This is a genomic window from Microbacterium sp. UBA3394 (assembly GCF_002358725.1).
Classification (GTDB): Bacteria; Actinomycetota; Actinomycetes; order Actinomycetales; family Microbacteriaceae; genus Microbacterium; species Microbacterium luteum.
On sequence record NZ_DEPK01000261.1, the window covers coordinates 1 to 4,193 of the forward strand.

Annotated in this window: 4 protein-coding genes and 1 tRNA gene; 1 reads left to right on the plus strand and 4 read right to left on the minus strand. The window is 70.2% G+C overall.

Annotated elements, in window-relative coordinates:
• The coding region (locus tag B4E30_RS15385) for an MMPL family transporter (RefSeq protein WP_286796054.1) at positions 1 to 1,473 on the minus strand (1,473 nt) is incomplete at its 3' end.
• Positions 1,474 to 1,529: 56 nt separating this feature from the next.
• Between B4E30_RS15385 and B4E30_RS15390 the strand changes: the two genes are divergently transcribed.
• Positions 1,530 to 2,489 carry an EamA family transporter gene (locus B4E30_RS15390; RefSeq protein ID WP_286796056.1) on the plus strand — a complete coding sequence of 320 codons (960 nt, stop codon included), beginning with the start codon at positions 1,530 to 1,532 and terminating at the stop codon, positions 2,487 to 2,489.
• 5 nt (positions 2,490 to 2,494) lie between these two features.
• Here B4E30_RS15390 and B4E30_RS15395 read toward each other — a convergent pair whose 3' ends face one another.
• The 3 genes from B4E30_RS15395 to B4E30_RS15405 form a co-directional block, all read right to left on the minus strand.
• Positions 2,495 to 2,887, minus strand: coding sequence for a hypothetical protein (locus tag B4E30_RS15395; RefSeq protein ID WP_286796057.1), 393 nt, complete (start codon positions 2,885 to 2,887; stop codon positions 2,495 to 2,497).
• 58 nt (positions 2,888 to 2,945) lie between these two features.
• A tRNA-Thr gene (locus tag B4E30_RS15400) sits at positions 2,946 to 3,018 on the minus strand.
• 74 nt (positions 3,019 to 3,092) lie between these two features.
• The coding region (locus tag B4E30_RS15405; RefSeq protein ID WP_286796059.1) for an alpha/beta hydrolase at positions 3,093 to 4,193 on the minus strand (1,101 nt) is incomplete at its 5' end.

The following is a 4,193-nucleotide window of genomic DNA, read 5'->3' on the forward strand; positions in this document are numbered from 1 at the left end:
CTCCGGCGCCGCGGATCCCGGGGGGCCGAACGCCTCGATCGTGGCCTCGCCGCCATCGACGACGACATTCGCCTGGCCGGTGGGCGAATCCTCGCTCGCGACGGCGACGGCATCCACACCCGCGTTCTCGTCGAGCACCTCGGCGCCCGCGGCCAGATCGGACTCGGGGACGATCACGTACACCGGGCTTCCCGACCCCGCCGGGAAGTGCTCGGCGAGCACGTCCTGACCATCGCGCGCCTCGGAGGCGCCGAGCACGAGGTCACTGGTGGCGACGCCGTCGGCCTTCAGCTGCGTGACACCCACGGCGGCGGCGAGGAGGACGACCGTGCTGATGATCCAGACGGGGCGCGCGTGACGCGCCACCAGGCGCGCCTGCCGCTGCCAGAATCCGGCGACCGGCTGGGTCAGATCGTCGGGGATCTGCGCGGGAGGCGCCTTCGGGATGAACGGCCAGAAGGCGGCTCGACCGAACAGCGCGAGCAGCGCCGGCAGGAAGGTCAGAGCGGACAGCATCGAGAAGACGATGCCGATGGAGGCGATGGGACCGAGGGCGCGGTTGGTCGCGAGGTCGCTGAGCAGCAGGCACAGGAGTCCGGCGATCACGGTGCCACCGGACGCGAGGATGGGCTCGAACGCCCCGCGCCAGGCCCGCAGGGCCGCATCCCAGCGCCCGAGTCCCTCACCCACGGCCTCGCGGAACCGCGCGACGTAGAGCAGGGCGTAGTCGGTCGCCGCGCCGATCACGAGGATGAACAGGATGCCCTGCACCTGGCCGTTCAACACGAAGACGTCGGCGAACGCGAGCCACCACACGACCAGCAGCGCGACGCACAGCGCGAAAACGCTCGTGAGCAGCACGAGGATCGGCAGGAGGGGGGATCGATAGACGATCACGAGGATCACGAACACCGCGATAAGGGCCACCGCGAGAAGCAGACCGTCGATGCCGAGGAAACCCTCGGTGAGATCGGAGGTGAACCCGGCCGGGCCGGTGACCCAGCCCTGCATGCCGTCGGACAGGTCCGTCTCGATGAGGTCGCGGATCTCCTCGACCGTCTCGCGCACCTCGCCCGACGAATCGATCGGCACGAAGATCTGTGCCGCCTCCCCGTCCTCCGAGACGATCGGCGGGGAGACGCCGTCCACGACGCCGGGAAGGTCCGCGATCTCGTCGGAGAGATCGGTGATCTCCGCGAGGTCGTCATCCGAGAGGGCGCCGTCGCCGGTGACGACCACGACGGCCGGGATGGTGTCGTCGCCGAGGAAGTCCGGCAGCCGTTCGGAGACCTGCGTGGCGTCGGCGCTCTCGGGAAGGAAGCTGGACTGGTCGTTGGTGGCGACCTCGTCGACCTTTCCGAAGTACGGGCCCCCGACGGAGCCTCCGATGAGCCAGACGAGAACGAGGACGATCGGGATGCCGACCCGCGCCCACCGTGGGGGCGTGCGTCGGAGGTGCTGCGGCGAGGACATATAGCTAGCCTATCTAGCGATATCGGCACCAGACGGACGCCCGTAGGCTGATCCCGATGTTCGCCGCGCTGATCGCCTTCACCGGGGCCCTCGTCTACGGCTCCGCCGACTTCCTCGGCGGTCTCGCCGCACGACGTCTGCGGTCCATCGTCGTCACCGCGGTCGCGGCCGCCACCGGTCTCCTCGCGCTCCTCGCCACCCTGCCGTTCGTCGGCGGCGCGTGGCTGAGCACCGATGTGATATGGGGACTGCTCTCCGGCATGCTCGGCGTCGTCGCCATCGTGCTCCTCTACGCGTGCCTCGCGATCGGGCCGATGAGCATCCTCTCGCCGCTGACGGCCGTCGTGACGGCGATCGCCCCGATGTCGTGGGGGCTGCTCGTTCAGGGTGAGGCCTTCAGCACCCTGGGCTACGCGGGGCTCGGGGTCGCGCTCGTCGCGGTCATCCTGGTGGGATTCATCCCCGGCGAGAAGGTCGTGCGCCCGAGCCTCCGCGGCCTCCTGATGGCCCTGGGCGCCGGCGCCGCCATCGGCGCGTTCCTCATCGCGCTGGATCAGACCAGCGAGGCGAGCGGTCTCGTTCCCCTCGTCGTCAACCGCGCGACGAGCACCGTCATCACCGGCGCCGTCGTGCTCGGCATGGTCGTCATCGCCCGGCGGCGCGGGCGGCCGGCGACGCACGCTCTTCTGCCCGTCGGCGCGCGCGTGGGTGCCGCGCCGAGCGGCCACGTCGACCTCGAGCACGCCGGCGGGGCCCCGACGGCGGCTGGGCACGGGCTGCAGATCTCACCCTGGTGGCTGGCGATCGGATGCGGGCTGCTCGACGTCGGCGCGAACGTCGCAGCCCTCGTCGCGCTGCGATCGGGCGATCTCGCGGTGGTCTCCGCCCTCACCGCGCTCTACCCCGCCGGCACGATCCTCCTCGCCGCGCTCGTGCTCCGGGAGCGCGTCGCGGGAGTGCAGTGGATCGGCCTCGTTCTGGCGCTCGTCGCTGGCGGGATGCTCGCGGTCGGCTGACGCGGTCACCCGCGCACGAAGATCAGCGCGATCGAGACGCCGAGCGACACGACGCCGACGCCGAGGAACCCCACGGCGAACCAGGTGACTGCCCGCACGAGCGGCGAATGCGCGGTCAGGCGCAGGCGGTCACGGCTCCCCTGGCGGGCGAAGGCGTCTGCGGTGTCGTCGTGACCGATCGCCTGCTCCTGCTCCGCGGTCAGCACGGCCTGACCGACACCGTCGTCGCCGAACCAGCGGGCGACCCGGCCCTCGGGTGCATCGTCGATGACGATGCGCACGGGTCGCCACGTGCCGTCGACGAGATAGAGGATGAGCGAGAGCCCGGCAACCAGAGTGCCGACACCGAATCCGAGCCACGCGAAGATCTCGGCGACTGTGTCGACCGCTCCGTGCATCGGCGATCCTCCGGTGGAGAGGGCGAAAGGGGCCGCGGATGCGACCCCTTCGCGTCTGAGCCACCTAAGGGAATCGAACCCTTGACCTATTCATTACGAGTGAATCGCTCTGCCGACTGAGCTAAGGTGGCGCGCCCCGCTTGCGCGATGCACGATCAACGATCTTACAGCCTCGTGAAGGCCGCCGCGAACCATCGGCGCCGGGTCACTCGCAGGTGATGTCGCCGTCGGGGACGGTGCCGTTCAGGAGATACGCGTCGACGGCGTCATCCACGCAGGCGTTCCCCTTGTTGTAGCCCGTGTGCCCCTCGCCCACGCGCGTGATCAGAACGCCGGACGACAGCTGATCGGCGAGCGCCACCGACCATTCGTACGGGGTCGCGGGGTCGTTGGTCGTGCCGACGACGAGGATGGGCGCCGCGCCGTCCGCGGTGATCTCCTCGCGCACCCCGGTCGGATCGGCCGGCCACGCATCGCAGGGGTCGGGGCCCGACCAGTACGGAGCGATCGTCGGCGCCTCGTCGGCGATGAGGTCTTCCGCCGCCTGCTCCTCCGCGTCGGTGGCGTCGTCGGGGTAGTCCAGGCAGTTGTAGGCGCGGAAGGCCTCGGCGGAATTGTCGGTGTACTCGCCGCCCTCCCGGCCGTTGTAGAAGTCGGCGAGCGTGAACGCGAGGGTCGGGTCGCCGGCCAGAGCGTCGGTCAGCGCCTGGGTGAGGAAGGGCCAGCTGTCCTGGGAGTACAGAGCGGCGATGATCCCCGTCATGAGCGAGTCCGCACCCAGCTGCCGGCCGTCCGCCGCGGGCAGGGGCTCGGCGTCGACGGCGGCGAGCAGGATTCCGAGGTCGGCCATGGCATCGTCGACCGACCCTCGGAAGGGGCAGTCCTGACCGTCGAGGCAATCGGCCATGTACGCCCGCAGCGCGGACTCGAAACCGAGGGCCTGCGTCGTGCCGACCTCGAGTCCGGAGATGGAGGGGTCGATCGCGCCGTCGAGCACGAGGCGCCCGACCTTCTCCGGGTAGAGCTTGGCGTACGTCGCCCCGAGGAATGTCCCATAGGAGTACCCGAGATAGTTCAGCTGCGCGTCGCCCAGCACGGCCCGGAGCACGTCCATGTCGCGAGCGGAGTTGTCGGTGGTGATGTAGGGCAGGATGCCGTCGCTGCCCGCCTCGCACGCATCCGCGAACTCCTGGTTGCGCTCCTCGAGCTCCTCGGTCCAGCCATCGCTTCCGCGCGGATCCTCCGGGATGTCGTACAGGTACGCATCCATCTCGGCCGCGTCGAAGCAGGTCACCGCCGTGGACGC